The sequence below is a fragment of the Streptomyces sp. NPDC048297 genome, assembly GCF_043201585.1.
Classification (GTDB): Bacteria; Actinomycetota; Actinomycetes; order Streptomycetales; family Streptomycetaceae; genus Streptomyces.
Window position 1 is genome coordinate 214911 of the sequence record NZ_JBICZA010000003.1, and the last position, 13971, is coordinate 228881.

11 protein-coding genes are annotated in these 13971 nt (G+C 71.3%); 6 read left to right on the top strand and 5 right to left on the bottom strand.

What is annotated here, in order from left to right:
• Positions 1 to 96: 96 nt before the first annotated feature.
• The gene (locus ACGFYV_RS04750; protein WP_393876899.1) at positions 97 to 2556 is read left to right on the top strand and encodes a DNA topoisomerase (ATP-hydrolyzing) subunit A; all 2460 of its coding nucleotides are present in this window, start codon (positions 97 to 99) and stop codon (positions 2554 to 2556) included.
• Here the strand turns inward: ACGFYV_RS04750 and ACGFYV_RS04755 are convergent.
• Both ACGFYV_RS04755 and ACGFYV_RS04760 read right to left on the bottom strand, forming a co-directional pair.
• Positions 2553 to 3719 carry a CobW family GTP-binding protein gene (locus ACGFYV_RS04755; protein WP_393876900.1) on the bottom strand — a complete coding sequence of 389 codons (1167 nt, stop codon included), beginning with the start codon at positions 3717 to 3719 and terminating at the stop codon, positions 2553 to 2555. The genes ACGFYV_RS04750 and ACGFYV_RS04755 overlap by 4 nt on opposite strands.
• A 319-nt stretch (positions 3720 to 4038) precedes the next feature.
• Positions 4039 to 5202, bottom strand: coding sequence for a citrate synthase/methylcitrate synthase (locus ACGFYV_RS04760; protein WP_393876901.1), 1164 nt, complete (start codon positions 5200 to 5202; stop codon positions 4039 to 4041).
• A 113-nt stretch (positions 5203 to 5315) separates the two neighbouring features.
• Here ACGFYV_RS04760 and ACGFYV_RS04765 point away from each other — a divergent pair, with 113 nt between their 5' ends.
• The 4 genes from ACGFYV_RS04765 to ACGFYV_RS04780 all read left to right on the top strand — a co-directional run bounded on the left by ACGFYV_RS04765 (position 5316) and on the right by ACGFYV_RS04780 (position 10250).
• Positions 5316 to 6572 carry a citrate synthase gene (locus ACGFYV_RS04765; protein ID WP_393876902.1) on the top strand — a complete coding sequence of 419 codons (1257 nt, stop codon included), beginning with the start codon at positions 5316 to 5318 and terminating at the stop codon, positions 6570 to 6572.
• Positions 6573 to 6652: 80 nt separating this feature from the next.
• Complete coding sequence (locus ACGFYV_RS04770; protein ID WP_393876903.1) at positions 6653 to 7594, top strand: sucrase ferredoxin; 942 nt, start codon at positions 6653 to 6655, stop codon at positions 7592 to 7594.
• Positions 7595 to 7779: 185 nt separating this feature from the next.
• Positions 7780 to 9573 carry an ATP-binding protein gene (locus tag ACGFYV_RS04775; protein ID WP_393876904.1) on the top strand — a complete coding sequence of 598 codons (1794 nt, stop codon included), beginning with the start codon at positions 7780 to 7782 and terminating at the stop codon, positions 9571 to 9573.
• A complete protein-coding gene (locus ACGFYV_RS04780) occupies positions 9570 to 10250 on the top strand; it encodes a response regulator (protein WP_393876905.1) in 681 nt (226 codons plus the stop codon). The genes ACGFYV_RS04775 and ACGFYV_RS04780 overlap by 4 nt, the downstream gene beginning before the upstream one ends.
• A 28-nt stretch (positions 10251 to 10278) precedes the next feature.
• On the opposite strand, the gene ACGFYV_RS04785 is transcribed toward ACGFYV_RS04780, so the two are convergent.
• The 3 genes from ACGFYV_RS04785 to ACGFYV_RS04795 form a co-directional block, all read right to left on the bottom strand.
• Entirely contained in the window at positions 10279 to 11340 is a 1062-nt protein-coding gene (locus tag ACGFYV_RS04785; RefSeq protein ID WP_393876906.1) for an ABC transporter substrate-binding protein, read from the bottom strand.
• A 102-nt stretch (positions 11341 to 11442) separates the two neighbouring features.
• Entirely contained in the window at positions 11443 to 12306 is an 864-nt protein-coding gene (locus ACGFYV_RS04790) for an ABC transporter permease (protein ID WP_393876907.1), read from the bottom strand.
• Entirely contained in the window at positions 12296 to 13111 is an 816-nt protein-coding gene (locus ACGFYV_RS04795; RefSeq protein ID WP_393876908.1) for an ABC transporter ATP-binding protein, read from the bottom strand. Before ACGFYV_RS04795 ends, ACGFYV_RS04790 begins: the two co-directional genes overlap by 11 nt.
• A 158-nt stretch (positions 13112 to 13269) precedes the next feature.
• Here ACGFYV_RS04795 and ACGFYV_RS04800 point away from each other — a divergent pair, with 158 nt between their 5' ends.
• Positions 13270 to 13962, top strand: coding sequence for a response regulator (locus ACGFYV_RS04800; RefSeq protein WP_393876909.1), 693 nt, complete (start codon positions 13270 to 13272; stop codon positions 13960 to 13962).
• Positions 13963 to 13971: the final 9 nt, after the last annotated feature.

The following is a 13971-nucleotide window of genomic DNA, read 5'->3' on the forward strand; positions in this document are numbered from 1 at the left end:
GGACCGGGTCGCGGCCCGGGTTGTCAGTGCCGCGGTCCACAATGGTCCGCGTCACCACCGTCAAGCGCGAGCAGAAAACAGGAGGAGCCGGCAGCGATGGCCCGCCGCAGCACGAAGACCCCGCCGCCCGACGATTCGTACGAGGAGAAGATCCTCGACATCGACGTCGTGGACGAGATGCGTGGCTCCTACCTCGAGTACGCGTACTCGGTCATCTACTCGCGCGCCCTGCCGGACGCCCGTGACGGTCTCAAGCCGGTGCACCGCCGCATCGTCTACCAGATGAACGAGATGGGCGTGCGCCCGGACCGGGCGTACGTGAAGTGTGCCCGTGTCGTCGGCGAGGTCATGGGCAAGCTGCACCCGCACGGCGACTCGTCGATCTACGACGCGCTGGTGCGCATGGCGCAGCCCTTCTCGATGCGGCTGCCGCTGGTCGACGGCCACGGCAACTTCGGTTCGCTGGGCAACGACGACCCGCCGGCCGCCATGCGGTACACCGAGTGCCGGATGGCCGAGGCGACGAGCCTGATGACCGAGTCGATCGACGAGGACACGGTCGACTTCACGCCGAACTACGACGGCCAGGAGCAGGAGCCGGTGGCTCTGCCCGCCGCCTTCCCGAACCTGCTGGTCAACGGCTCCTCGGGCATCGCCGTCGGCATGGCGACGAACATGCCGCCGCACAACCTGCGCGAGGTCGTCGCGGCGGCCCGCCACCTGATCAAGTACCCGAACGCGGACCTGGACGCGCTGATGCGGCACGTCCCGGGCCCCGACCTGCCCACCGGCGGCCGGGTCGTCGGCCTGGACGGCATCCGGGACGCGTACGCGACGGGCCGCGGCACCTTCAAGATGCGCGCGTCGGTCTCGGTCGAGGCGGTGACCGCGCGCCGCAAGGGCCTGGTCGTGACCGAACTTCCGTTCACGGTCGGCCCGGAGAAGGTCATCGGGAAGATCAAGGACCTGGTCAACTCGAAGAAGCTGCAGGGCATCGCCGACGTCAAGGACCTCACCGACCGCGAGCACGGCCTGCGCCTGGTCATCGAGATCAAGAACGGCTTCGTGCCCGAGGCGGTCCTGGAGCAGTTGTACAAACTGACTCCGATGGAGGAGTCCTTCGGCATCAACAACGTGGCCCTGGTCGACGGCCAGCCGCTCACCCTGGGCCTGAAGGAACTGCTGGAGGTCTACCTCGACCACCGCTTCGACGTCGTCCGGCGCCGCAGCGAGTTCCGCCGCACCAAGCGCCGGGACCGGCTGCACCTGGTCGAGGGTCTGCTGACCGCCCTGGTCGACATCGACGAGGTCATCCGGCTGATCCGGTCCAGCGAGAACTCCGCGCAGGCCAAGGAGCGCCTGATGGAGCGCTTCTCGCTGAGCGAGGTCCAGACCCAGTACATCCTCGACACGCCGCTGCGCCGGCTGACCAGGTTCGACCGCATCGAGCTGGAGGCCGAGAAGGACAGGCTCACGGCGGAGATCGAGGAGCTGACCCGGATCCTGGAGTCCGACGCGGAGCTGCGCAAGCTGGTCTCGGCCGAACTGGCCGCCGTGTCCAAGAAGTTCGGCACCGACCGGCGTACGGTCCTGCTGGAGTCCGCGGGCGCCCCGGTGGCCACCGTGCCGCTCCAGGTCGCCGACGACCCGTGCCGGGTGCTGCTGTCCTCGACCGGCCTGCTGGCCCGCACGACGGGCAACGAGCCGTTCCCGGAGGACGACGGCACCAAGCGGACCAAGCACGACGTGATCGTCTCGGCGGTCCCGGCGACCGCGCGCGGGGAGATCGGCGCGGTCACCTCGGCCGGCCGGCTGCTGCGGATCAACGTGGTCGACCTGCCCCAGCTGCCCGACACGGCCGCCGCGCCGACCCTCGCGGGAGGGGCGCCGCTCGCCGAGTTCGTGTCCCTGGAGGACGACGAGACGGTGGTCTGCCTGGCCACGCTGGACGAGTCCTCCCCCGGTCTGGCGCTCGGCACCGAGCAGGGTGTCGTCAAGCGCGTGGTGCCCGACTATCCGTCCAACAAGGAGGAGCTGGAGGTCATCACGCTCAAGGAGGGCGACCGGATCGTCGGCGCGGTGGAGCTGCGCACCGGCGAGGAGGACCTGGTGTTCATCACGGACGACGCGCAACTGCTGCGCTACCAGGCCGCGCAGGTCCGTCCCCAGGGCCGCCCGGCGGGCGGCATGGCCGGCATCAAGCTCACCGAGGGCGCCAAGGTCATCTCGTTCACCGCGATCGACCCGGCCGCCGACGCGGTGGTCTTCACGGTGGCAGGCTCGCGCGGCACGCTGGACGACTCGGTCCAGACGACGGCCAAGCTGACCCCGTTCGACCAGTACCCGCGCAAGGGCCGCGCCACCGGCGGTGTGCGCTGCCAGCGGTTCCTGAAGGGCGAGGACTGTCTGGCGCTGGCCTGGGCGGGCCCGGTCCCGGCCCGAGCGGCACAGAAGAACGGCACACCGGCCGAACTGCCTGAGCTGGACCCGCGGCGCGACGGTTCGGGAACCTCACTGGCGAAGACGGTGTCGGTGGTCGCGGGGCCGGTGTTCTAGGCGAGCGTCTCTTCGAGGCCCGGGTCGTCCGGGTCGTCCGGGTCAGCCAGATTGTCCGGGTTGGCCAGGTCGTCCGGTTCGGCCAGGTCGTCCGGGGCCTGTACGTAGCGCAGGACGCCCCACATGCCGTGCTCGTCGGCGTGTGGGGCGTCGCTCGTGCACGCCTCCAGTTCCTTGCCGAGGGCGTCGGGGGCGATGCCGGCGCCGATGAGGACGAGCTGGGTGCGGCGGGCCTCGGCGGGCGGCCAGGGCTCCGGGTAGAAACGCAGGAAGCGGCCGACGGCGTGCACGGCGTACCGGTTGGCGGTGTCGTGCGGCCCGAAGTCGACGTACCCCTTGATCCGGTAGAGCCCCTCCGGACGGCTGTCCAGGAACCGCATCAGCTCGCGCGGGTCCATGGGCGTGTCGGAGGCGAAGGACAGGCTGTCGTATCCCGCGTGCAGATGACGGGCATGCCCCTGGTCGTCGCCGCCGCGGCCGTCGTGGTCGTGGTCATCGTCCTCGTCGCCGCGCGCGTGCAGGTCGTCGAAGGACAACTGCCCGATCCGCTCCTCGCTGGGCCTGCAGTCGAAGAGGAACTCGGGGTCGATACGGCCGTAGGTGGCGGGGACGACGGCGGCGCGGTCGGTGAGCGAGCGGACCAGGCCGAGGACGCGGCCGGCGTCGTCCGCCCGGTCGAGCTTGTTGACGACGACGAGATCGGCGAGGCCGAGGTGCCGGTCGATCTCGGGGTGCCGCGCGCGGGTGTCGTCGAACTCGGCGGCGTCGACGACCTCCACGAGACCGCCGTAGACGATGCCGGGATGCTCGCTGGCGAGCACCATCCGCACGAGTTCCTGCGGCTCGGCGAGGCCGCTGGCCTCGATGACGATGACGTCGATACGGGCCGCGGGCGCGGCGAGCCGGTCGAGGTAGACGTCCAGCTCACTCGCGTCCACGGCACAGCACAGGCAGCCGTTGCCGAGCGAGACGGTCGAGTCGCCGAGCACGCCCGCGACGGCCAGCGCGTCGATCTCGATGGCGCCGAAGTCGTTGACGATCGCCCCGATGCGGCTGCCTTTGCTGCGGTGCAGCAGATGGTTGAGCAGCGTGGTCTTGCCGGAACCCAGGAACCCGGCGAGCACGACGACGGGGATCTGCTGCGGAGTGCGGTTGTTGCCCAACGGGCGGCACCTTTCCCATGACGGACAGGCGGACGGACAGGCGGACGGACAGACGAGCGGGCAGCCGCGGCGAAGGCTCGGCCCGGCGGCCGAGGACCGACTGCCCGACCAGGATACGAGCGGGAGGAATCACGACGGAGCGAACGATCCGCCGTCGCCGACGGCCCCCCGGTTGCCTCGGCCGAGTACTTCCTCCCGCCCACGGGCTGACCTCATCGCGAACGCGTCCCGCCTCAGCGCCCCTCACCTCAGCCCAACCCAGCCCAGACCGACCCAACCCAGACCGACCCGACCCGGCCCAGCCACCGCTACGCCCTCGTCATACGACGGTGGGCACCGGGACCGGAGCCTCCGGCCCCACATACCGCGCGACCGGGCGGATGATCTTCGGGTCGGCCGCCTGTTCCAGAATGTTGGCGCTCCAGCCCACCACGCGCCCCGACGCGAAGGTGGGGGTGAACATCTCGCGGGGCAGTCCGCAGAGTTCCATGACGACGCCGGCGTAGAACTCGACGTTCGTGTGGAGTTCGCGGCCGGGCTTGAGTTCGGCGAGTATCGCCTCGACGCGTCGTTCGACCTCGACGGCGAAGTCGACGCGCGGGCCGCCGAAGCCGAGGGCGATCTCGCGCAGCATCCGCGAACGGGGGTCCTCGGTGCGGTAGACGGCGTGTCCGAAGCCCATGATCCGGTCGCCCGCGCGTACCCGCTCACGGATCCAGGGGTCGATCCGTTCCGGCGTGCCGATCGCGTCGAGTGTGTCCAGGGCGCGGCTCGGCGCCCCGCCGTGCAGCGGTCCGGAGAGCGCGCCCACGGCCCCCACGAGACAGGCGGCGACATCGGCGCCCGTGGACGCGACGACCCGCGCGGTGAAGGTTGACGCATTGAATCCGTGATCAATGGTTGAGATCAGGTATTGCTCGACCGCACGCGCCTTGCGGGGATCCGGTTCCTCGCCGGTGAGCATGTACAGGTAGTTGGCCGCGTACGGCAGGTCCGCGCGCGGCTCCACGGGCTCCAGTCCCCGCCCGAGCCGGTACAGCGCGGTGAGCAGTGTCGGCACGGCGGCACAGGCGGCAACGGTGTCCGCGCGTCGCCGGTCCTCGCCGATGTCGTAGACCGGCCGGAACCCCTGGGCCGCGCCGAGCAGCGACAGCGCCGTGCGCAGCCCGGCCAGCGGGCCGGAGACGCGGCTCGCCGCGGAGACGGCGGGCAGGGCCGCGCGGACCTCCTCGGGCAGCGGGCGCAGCGCCGCGGTCTCGGCAGCGAACGCGGCACGGTGCTCCGCGTCCGGGAGCGTCCCGTGGACGAGCAGGTGCCAGACGTCCTCGAAGGCGCGGGTGCGCGCGAGTTCGACGGCCGAGTACTGGCGGTAGTGGTAAAAGCCCTCGCGTCCCCTGACGTCCCCGATCCGGGTGTCGGTGACGACGACGCCCGCGAGACCACGGGGCACGTCGACGAGGGTTGCGGTCCTGTTGACGGACATGATGTTCCTCCCTGGACTTGATCAGACTGTCCATGCTTGACTCATTGCGTGTCAATGTTGATTCAATCAATGTTAAGCCATCAACGTATGCACGGGCCGCTACCGTGACCTCCATGCGCGATCACGAACCCGCCGCCGGCCGCCACGGGCGAAGGCTGACGACCAAGGAGACCGCCGAACTGCTCGGCGTGAAGCCCGAGACGGTCTACGCCTACGTGAGCCGCGGCCTGCTCAGCAGCAGACGCGAGCCCGGTGGCCGTGCCAGCACCTTCGAGACGAAGGAGGTGGAGGCCCTCGCCCGGCGCAACAGGCGCGAGGCGGCGGGGAGTTCGGGATCCGGTGGCGACCTGTCCGTGCGGACCCGCATCACGCTCATCGAGAAGGACCGCTACTACTTCCGTGGCGTCGACGCCACGGAGCTGGCCGGCCGCCACTCCTACGAGGAGGTCGCGGAGTGGCTGTGGACCGGTCTGCCGGCCCCCGGCGCCGCCTTCACCGCCCCCGCGGCCACCGTCGAGGTCGCCCGCCGCGCCGTGGACGCCCTGCCCGAGCACACCTCCCCCACCGACCGGCTGCGCGTGGCCGCCATCGCCGCGGCGGCCGAGGACCCCCTGCGCTTCGACCTGTCCGAGGAGGCCGTGCTCGGGACGGGGCGCGTCCTGATCCCCACGCTCGTCGCCGCGCTGCCGCCGGCCCGGTACGACCACAAGGACGGCGGCCCGCTCGCCGAGCGGCTGTGGGCCCGGCTCACCGGCCGCAAGCCCGACGAGGCGTCCCTGCGGGTCCTGGACACCGCTCTCGGCCTGCTCGCCGACCACGACCTGGCCGCGTCCACGCTCGCCGTCCGGGTCGCCGCCTCGGCCCGCGCGCACGCCTACGCGGCCGTCTCGGCCGGACTCGGCGTCCTGGAGGGCCCGCTGCACGGCGCCGCCAGCGGCCTGGCCCACCGGCTGCTGCTCGACGTGCTCGACCAGGGCACCGCGGTCCCCGTGATCGCCGACGAACTCCGCGCCGGCCGCCGTGTCCCCGGACTCGGCCACCGGCTCTACTCCGGCGAGGACCCCCGCGCGCGGGTGCTGTTCGAACTCCTTGAACAGGTCCCGCGCGCGGAGCCCGCCCTGCTCGCGGCGCGCGACGTCGTCGCCACGACCGCCCGCCACACCCCGCTGCACGCCAACGTGGACCTGGCCCTGGCCGTGTTCACCGCGTCCTCCGGCATGCCCGCCACGGCCGGCGAGACGATCTTCGCCGTGGCCCGGACCGCGGGCTGGATCGCCCACGCGCTGGAGGAGTACGGCGAGCGCCCGCTGCGCATGCGCCCCGTCGGTCACTACGTCGGTCCGCGGCCCCCGCGGCCCGTGCCGCAGTAGGACACCGCAGCAGGACACCGCAGCAGGACACGGTCGCGGCCGGAAGTCACCCTGCGCGAACTCAGGTTAGGCTCACCTCTGTGAGTAGGTGCGCGACCGTTTCCCGGAGCCTTGACGAGCCCGTGTCCGGCACGGCGGCCACGGCGACGACGTGGCTGCTGCTGGAGCAGCCGGGCCCATGGGGTGCGAAAGCGCTCACTTCGAGCCATCTCGACCCCGCGCTGGGCCGCGCCCTGGAGATGGCCGCCGACGGCACGGGCGTACGCGTGGCGCTCATCCGGCGCCCCGGCCGCCACGCCGACCCCGGCACGCCGCCGGTCCGGCAGGTGTACGCGGCCCACACCGTCCCCGGAAAGGTCTGGCTGCACAGCGCCACGACCCGCGATCCTGGCCTTCTGCTCGGCCTCGACCTCGCGGCACTCGGCGCGGGCGACCACCGTTCCTTCGGCGCGGTGCTGGACGGCCGCCCGCACACCGGCGACCCGCTCGCACTCGTGTGCACCAACGGCAAGCGTGACCGCTGCTGCGCCATGCTCGGCCGCCCCCTCGCCGCCGAACTGGCCGCGTCCGGCGTCCAGGGCGTCTGGGAGGTCACTCATCTGGGTGGACATCGCTTCGCGCCCACGGTGCTCGTCCTGCCCTACGGCTACGCGTACGGACGCGCCGAGGCGCACATCGTCAAGGAGGCGCTGCACGGCGCGCAGGAGGGGCGCGTGCTCGTCGAGGAGTGCCGCGGGCGCAGCACCTGGGAGCGCCCCGGCCAGGCCGCCGAGCTGGCCGTGCGCGCCATGGCCGGTGAGTACGCGGCGGACGCGCTGCGTGTCGTACGGACCGAGGGCGCGGCCCCACGCTGGGAGGTCACCGTCGCCCACGCGGACGGCCGCGGGTGGTGCGTCACCGTGACCCAGACGGCCGGTCTGCCGCCGCGCCCGGAGAGCTGCGGCGCGGCGGTGCTCGGCACGCCCGCGCGGATGGACGTCGTCGCGGTGCGCGAGCTGCGGACGACGGCGCTGGCGAGCTGAGCCCGCACCACCGAGGAACCGATTCCTCGATGCCGCCGCATCCGTAAATACCGCTGCTTCCGAAATGCCGCCACTTCCGTCATCCCGCCACTTCCGTCATCCCGCCGCTTCCGTCAAGAACTGGTCAAGAGATCCACGCCACACCCCCTGGGGCCGCGCCGGTCCCGCCACGTACCGTCGTGGGTATGAGCCCCACTCCCCCCGCACGCCGCCTGCGCCTCGGTCTGCCACGGCGGGTCTTCTCGCAGGTGCTGCTGATGCAGGTGGCGATCGCCGCGGGAGTCGCGGTACTCGCGACGGGGCTGTTCCTCGCGCCGCTGAGCAAGCAGCTGGACCAGGAGGCGATGCGCCGCGCGCTGGCCATCGCGCAGACCACGGCGCAGGATCCCGAGATCGCCGAGGGCGTCCTGCACACCCCGCCGACCGAGGACGGCCCGGTGCAGAAGGAGGCCGAGCGGATCCGGCACGCCACGCGTGCCGAGTACATCGTGGTGCTGGACACGCGCTGGGTGCGCTGGTCCCACCCCACCTCGTCCCAGATCGGCCACCGCGTCTCCACGGACCCCAGCGACGCCCTGGCCGGCAAGGACGTCATGGAGATCGACAGCGGCACGCTGGGCCGCTCCGCCCGCGGGAAGGTGCCGTTGTACGACGCCGACCACCGGCTCGTCGGCGCGGTGTCGGTCGGTATCGCCTACGACAGCGTGCGCGCCCGGCTGCTCAGCGCGATCCCGGGGCTGTTCGCCTACGCGGGCGGCGCCCTCGCGGTGGGCGCGCTGGCCGCCTGGCTGATCTCCCGCAGGGTCCAGCGGCAGACCCGTGACCTGGCCTTCTCCGACATATCGGCGCTGCTCGCGGAGCGCGAGGCGATGCTGCACAGCATCCGGGAGGGCGTGGTGGCCCTGGACCGCGGCGGCCGTATCCGCCTGCTCAACGACGAGGCGCGACGGCTGCTGGGCATCGGCGACGAGTCCGTCGGCCTTTCCCTGGACGAGGCGCTCGGCGCCGGTCGTACGACGGACGTCCTGGCCGGCCGGGTGACGGGCACCGACCTGCTCACCGTGCGCGGACAGCGCGTCCTGGTCGCCAACCGGATGCCCACCGACGACGGCGGTGCCGTGGCCACCCTGCGCGACCGTACCGAGCTGGAGCAGCTGGGCCGCGAACTCGACTCCACGCGCGGTCTGATCGACGCCCTGCGCGCGCAGGACCACGAGCACGCCAACCGTATGCACACCCTGCTGGGCCTGCTGGAGCTGGAGATGTACGACGACGCCGTGGAGTTCGTCGGCGAGGTGGTCGGCGATCACCGGGTCACCGCCGAGCAGGTCACGGAGAAGATCCAGGACCCGCTGCTCGCGGCCCTTCTGGTCGGCAAGGCCACCGTGGCCGCGGAGCGCGGGGTGGCCCTGTGGGTGTCGGAACGCACGCGGCTCCCGGACCGGCTGATCGACCCCCGGGGCCTGGTCACGGTCGTGGGGAACCTGGTGGACAACGCGCTCGACGCCGTCGCGGGCACGCCCCACGCGCGCGTGGAGGTCGAGTTGCGCGCCGAGGGACGTACGGTCGTCCTTCGCGTGCACGACACCGGTCCCGGAGTGCCCGAGGACCGCCGGGAGTTGGTCTTCACCGAGGGGTGGTCCACGAAGAAGCCGCCCGCGCACGGCAAGCGCGGCATCGGGCTCTCGCTGGTGCGCCGCTTCGCCGAGCGCCAGGGCGGGAGCGCGACGGTGGGCACGGGGAACGGCGGGGGCGCGGAGTTCACCGTCGTCCTGCCCGAGGCGCTGACCGAAGCGCTGGACGAGGCACTGGACGAAGTGCTGGACGAAGCGCTGGACGAAGCGCTGACCGAACCGGAACCGGCGCCCGCGCTCGGCGGATACGCGGATTCCGGCGCGGCCGTGCCGGCCCCCCGCTCCGGGGAGCCCGGTGCCGCGCCTGTGGACGGTCCGGCCCGTGCCGAGGAGGAGGCGCGATGATCGAGGTCCTGGTCGTGGACGACGACACCCGGGTCGCCCGGGTGAACGCCGCGTACGTCGAGAAGGTGCCCGGCTTCCATGTCGCCGGCGAGGCGCACAACGCGGCCGAGGCGATCCATCAGTTGGAGACGCTGCCCCGGCTCGACCTGGTCCTGATGGACCACTACCTGCCCGACGACACGGGGCTCTCGGTCGTCCAGGAGATGCGCAGGCGCGGCCACCAGTGCGACGTGATCATGGTGACGGCCGCGCGTGACGTGTCGACCGTCCAGGCGGCCATGCGGCACGGCGCCCTGCAGTACCTGGTGAAACCATTCGCCTTCGCCGGGCTGCGCGCCAAGCTGGAGGCGTACGCCTTGCTGCGCCGCACGCTGGACGGCGGCGGGGAGGCCGAACAGGCCGAGGTGGACCGCATCTTCGGCGCCCTGTACGCGCCGTCGGAGCCCGGGCTGCCCAAGGGGCACTCCCCGACGACCGCCGAGCTGGTGCGCCAGGCCCTGCTGAGCGCCGAAGGCTCCCTGTCCGCCCAGGAGATCGCCGAGCGGACCGGGGTGAGCCGGCAGACCGCCCAGCGCTATCTCAAGCTCCTGGAGCGCACCGGGCGGGCGCTGCTGACCCTCAGATACGGCGACGCGGGCCGCCCGGAACACCGTTACGTGTGGGCGACCCGCGCCTGAGCGGAGCGGAACGGACTTCGGCGAGCGGCTACTTGCCGGCCTTCTCGACGAACTCGGTCGTGTACGTCTTGCTCAGGTCCACCTTGGCGTTCTTGATGTTGGGGTTGAACGCCTTGAGGACCGCCTCGACGGTCTGCGGACCGTTCTCGGGCATCACACCGTCCTTGGTGAACATCGGCAGCGTGCTCTTGATCGCGTCGGCGTAGAGCGTCTTGTCGCCCTGGGAGTAGTCCGCGGGCATCTTGTCCGCGATCTCGGTGGCGCTGTGGGTGGACATCCACTGGAGCGTCTTGACGAACGCGTTGGCCAACTTCTGGACGGTGGCCTTGTGTCCGTTCACCCAGTCCGTCTGCATGTACAAGCTGGACGACGGGTACGGCCCGCCCAGCGCCTGCTGCGAACCCTCCGGGGTACGCATGTCGACGAGCACCTTGCCGGACTTCTTCGCGAGGATCGTCGCGACGGTCGGGTCGGTCGTCATGCCCGCGTCGATGGCGCCCTTCTCCAGTGCCGCGATGAACGTCGGGCCGGCTCCGACGGCGACCGGCGTGAACTCGCTGACCTGGACGCCGTTCTTGACCGCGAGGTACTTGGTGAGGAAGTCGGTCGAGGAGCCGAGGCCGGTGACACCGAGCTTCTTGCCCTTGAAGTCCTTGGGCGACGTGACGTCACCCGCCGCCTTGTTGGAGACGATCTCGACCTCGCCGGGCGCGTGCGAGAACTGCACGACGGACTCCACGGCCTTGCCCTTCGTCTGGAGGTCGAGGGTGTGGTCGTAGAAGCCGACCGCTCCCTGGACCTGGCCGGAGACGAGCGCGGTCTCGGCCTGGACGCCGGCCGGCTCGCTCAGCAGCTCCACGTCGAGGCCCTCGGAGTCGAAGTAGCCCAGCCGCTGGGTGAGCATCGCCGGCAGGTAGATGACCTTGTCCAGGCCACCGACCATGATCTTGACCTTCTCGCCCTTGCCGTCGCCCTTGCTGCCGGAGCCGCTGGAGGCGGTGCCGGCCGCGTCGTTCGCGCAGGCGGTGAGGGAGGTGAGGGCGAGCAGGCCGGCGGCGGCCAGCGACGCGTATCTGGCGGTCTTGCGCATGACGGTTTCACGTCCTTGTGAGAGGGCGGTGCGGGGATGGGAACAGGTTCTGGGGGGGGTGTCTGCCGGTGATGTGTCTGCGGGGGTGTCCGCGAGGCTCGGTCAGCTGTCCGAGCTGGACGGCTTCCACCGGAAGATGCGGCGCTCGGCGAAGGTCAGCAGGCCCTCGGCGACGAGTGCGACGGCCGCGAGGATGACCATGGCGGCGTACACGCCGGCCGCGTTGAAGGTGCCTTGGGACTGGGCGACGAGCAGGCCGATGCCCTTGGTGGCGCCGATGTACTCGCCGACGATGGCGCCGATGAGGGCGAAACCGAAGCTGACGTGGAGGCTGGTGAAGATCCACGAGGTCGCCGAGGGGATGACGACCTGAAGCGTCACCCGGCGGTCGCTGGCACCCAGGATGCGGGCGTTCGAGACCAGGTTGCGGTCCACCTCGCGGGCACCCTGGAAGGCGTTGAAGAACACCGGGAAGAAGACGAGCACCACGGCCGAGGCGACCTTGGAGGCCGGTCCGAGACCGAACCAGATCACGAAGATCGGGGCGAGGACGATCCGGGGGATCGAGTTGAGCACCTTGATGTATGGACCAAGGACATCGGCGAGGAAGGCGATCCGGCCGAGCGCGATACCGAACACGACACCGGCGATCACACCGAGGACCCAGCCGACCAGCGCCTCGTACAGCGTGGCCCAGATCTGCTCGCCCAGGGATCCGAGCGCGGTGCCGTGCGTCAGCCAGGTGTAGATCTGGTCCCAGATCTTCGAGGGCATCGAGAAGTTGAACGGGTCGATGATCTCGGCCCGGGACAGCGCCTCCCACAGGCCGAGCACGGCCACCAGGAGCAGCACCCGCGCGGCGGCGACGAGCGCCTTGCGTCTGCGGGCTGCCTGGGCCCGCGACTCCGCGCGGCCCGGCGTCTTGGCCGTGTCCACGACCGGTGTGGTGATGACGTCAGGCGACATGGGCGGCGCCCCTCTCGCGGGTGATGCGGACCTCTTCGCCGAGCGACTCCCAGATCTCGCGGTAGATCTCGATGAACCGCGGCTCCAGGCGCACCGACTCGACCTTGCGCGGGCGGGGCAGGTCGATGTCGAAGACCTGCTTCACGGTCGCGGGCCCGGCGGTCATCACGACGACCTTGTCGGCCAGCGCGATGGACTCCTCCAGGTCGTGGGTGACGAAGACGACCGAGGCGCCGGTCCCCGCCCACAGCTCCAGCAGTTCGTCCGACATCAGGGCCCTGGTCTGCACGTCGAGCGCGGAGAACGGCTCGTCCATGAGCAGGATCTCGGGGTCGTTGACGAAGGTGGCGGCGAGGGCGACGCGCTTGCGCTGACCGCCGGAGAGCTGGTGCGGATAGCGGTCCTCGAAGGCGGCCAGGCCGACGCGGGCCAGCCACTCACGGGCCTTCTCCTTGGCCTCCGCCTTCGGCACGCCCCGGAAGCGGGGGCCCGCCATGACGTTGGACAGCACCGTCCGCCAGGGGAAGGTGGCGTCCTGCTGGAAGACGAACCCGACCTTGTCACCGACGCCGTCGACCGGCTCCCCGGCCACCAGCACCTCGCCCTCGGTGGGCTCCTCCAGGCCGCTGACGAGGGTCAGCGTGGTGGACTTGCCGCAGCCCGTCGGTCCGACGACGGCCACGAACTCACCGCGCCGCACGGTGAGGTCCAGCCCGCGCACGGCCGTGTGCAGACCTCCCGACGGGGTCCTGAAGGTTTTGCTCGCGCCCCGTAGCTCGATGGCGGGGCTGGTGTCTGTGCTCATGGCCGGGACGGTAGGTGTGGCCCCGGCCACAGCAGCAGTCTTGTGAGCACAAGCCGTTCTTTTGCTCGCAAGGGCCTGTTGTGCTCGTTTTGCTCGCGCTACAACTGCGGAGCACGTAACACGGGCTTAACGCTCGCCGGCCTTGAAGGAGAGGCCTGATGATTGACGTCCTGGTGGTGGACGACGACTTCCGCGTCGCAGAGATAAACGCGAAGTACGTGGGAAAGGTTCCCGGCTTCCGGGTGGCCGCCCGCGCGCACAGCGCTGCCCAGGCTCTGGCCGCCGTCGAGCGCGGCGCCATCGACCTCGTTCTGCTGGACCACTACCTGCCGGACCGGACCGGTCTCGAACTCGTCCACCGCATGCGCGAGCAGGGCCACGGCACGGACGTCATCATGATCACGGCAGCCAGCGACGTGACGACCGTCCAGCGGGCGATGCGGCTGGGCGCCCTGCACTACCTGGTCAAACCGTTCACCTTCGCCGCCCTGCGCAGCCGCCTGGACTCGTACGCCGCCCTGCGCCGCACCGTCGACCGGGTGGGCGGCCGGGGGCTGACGGGCCAGGAACAGGTCGACCGGATCTTCGGCGCCCTGCGCACGGCCCCGGCACCGTCCGCGCCGGGCCTGCCCAGCGGCCACTCGGAACCCACGACCGACCTGATCTGCGGCGTCCTGCACGGCTCGGACGAGCCGCTGTCCGCCCACGAGGTGGCGGCCCTGACAGGCCTGAGCCGCTCCACGGCCCAGCGCTATCTCCGCCATCTGGAACAGGCCGGCCGCCTGCGCCTCTCCCTCAAGTACGGCGACACCGGCCGCCCGGAGCACCGTTACGCCTGGGTGGCGCCGTAGCGGAGTCCG